The organism is Streptomyces cinereospinus (genome assembly GCF_042430725.1).
Lineage (GTDB): Bacteria > Actinomycetota > Actinomycetes > Streptomycetales > Streptomycetaceae > Streptomyces > Streptomyces cinereospinus.
The window spans coordinates 1-1652 of sequence record NZ_JBHMCY010000166.1 but is presented as its reverse complement, the minus strand read 5'-3'; the positions used below and the strand labels follow the sequence as shown (position 1 = coordinate 1652).

Annotated in this window: 2 protein-coding genes; both read left to right on the top strand. The window is 68.9% G+C overall.

All coding sequences use genetic code 11. From position 1 onward, the window contains the following. A partial coding sequence (locus tag ACFF45_RS35310; protein WP_381351129.1) for an acyl-CoA carboxylase subunit beta occupies nt 1-1566 on the top strand: 1566 nt, incomplete at its 5' end. A gap of 9 nt (nt 1567-1575) precedes the next feature. Next, nucleotides 1576-1652, top strand: a 77-nt coding sequence (locus ACFF45_RS35305) for an acyl-CoA carboxylase subunit epsilon (protein ID WP_356697556.1), incomplete at its 3' end; no start/stop codon positions are given.

The window sequence follows — 1652 nt, the reverse complement described above, 5'->3', positions numbered from 1 at the left end:
ACGACCGCGGGGAAGCTCGCGGATCTCCAGCGCCGCATCGAGGAGGCGACGCACGCCGGCTCCGCCCGCGCGGTGGAGAAGCAGCACGGCAAGGGCAAGCTGACGGCCCGTGAGCGGATCGGTCTGCTGCTGGACGAGGGTTCGTTCGTGGAGCTGGACGAGTTCGCCCGGCACCGCTCGTCGAACTTCGGTCTGGACGCCAACCGGCCGTACGGGGACGGTGTGGTGACCGGGTACGGCACGGTCGACGGCCGGCCGGTCGCGGTGTTCTCGCAGGACTTCACGGTCTTCGGCGGGGCGCTGGGCGAGGTGTACGGGCAGAAGATCGTCAAGGTGATGGACTTCGCGCTGAAGACCGGCTGCCCGGTGATCGGTATCAACGACTCCGGTGGGGCGCGGATCCAGGAGGGTGTGGCCTCGCTGGGTGCCTACGGTGAGATCTTCCGCCGCAACACCCTTGCCTCGGGGGTGGTTCCGCAGATCTCGCTGGTGGTGGGCCCGTGTGCGGGTGGTGCGGTGTACTCGCCGGCGATCACCGACTTCACGGTGATGGTGGACCGGACCTCGCACATGTTCATCACCGGTCCGGACGTGATCAAGACGGTCACCGGTGAGGACGTCGGGTTCGAGGAGCTGGGCGGGGCCCGTACCCACAACTCGGTCTCCGGGGTGGCGCACCACATGGCCGGGGACGAGAAGGACGCGGTGGAGTACGTCAAGCAGTTGCTGTCGTATCTGCCGTCGAACAATTTGAGCGAGCCTCCGGCGTTCCCGGAGGAGGCGGATCTTCAGCTGAGCGGCGAGGACCGTGAGCTGGACGTGATCGTGCCGGACTCGGCGAACCAGCCCTACGACATGCGTGCCGTGATCGAGCACGTGCTGGACGACGCGGAGTTCTTCGAGACGCAGCCGTTGTTCGCGCCGAACATCCTGACCGGTTTCGGCCGGGTGGAGGGGCGTCCGGTGGGTGTGGTGGCCAATCAGCCGATGCAGTTCGCGGGCTGTCTGGACATCGCCGCGTCGGAGAAGGCGGCCCGGTTCGTGCGGACCTGCGACGCGTTCAACGTGCCGGTGCTGACCTTCGTGGACGTGCCCGGCTTCCTGCCCGGCGTGGGCCAGGAGCACGAGGGGATCATCCGGCGGGGCGCGAAGCTGATCTACGCCTACGCGGAGGCGACGGTGCCGCTGATCACGGTGATCACGCGGAAGGCGTTCGGCGGTGCCTACGACGTGATGGGTTCCAAGCACCTGGGCGCGGACCTGAACCTGGCCTGGCCGACCGCGCAGATCGCGGTGATGGGCGCCCAGGGCGCGGTCAGCATCCTGCACCGGCGCACCATCGCCGAGGCGGAGGCGGACGGCGAGGACCTGGACGCGGTCCGTGCCCGGCTGGTCCAGGAGTACGAGGACACCCTGCTGAACCCGTACGTCGCCGCCGAGCGCGGTTACGTCGATGCCGTGATCATGCCGTCCGACACCCGCCGGCACGTCGTGCGCGGCCTGCGTCAGCTGCGTACCAAGCGCGAGTCCCTGCCGCCGAAGAAGCACGGCAACATCCCCCTCTGAGGAGCCGCTGTGACCATCAAGGTCGTACGGGGCAACCCGACCCCCGAGGAGCTGGCCGCCGCCCTGGCGGTGGTCCGGGCCCGCGC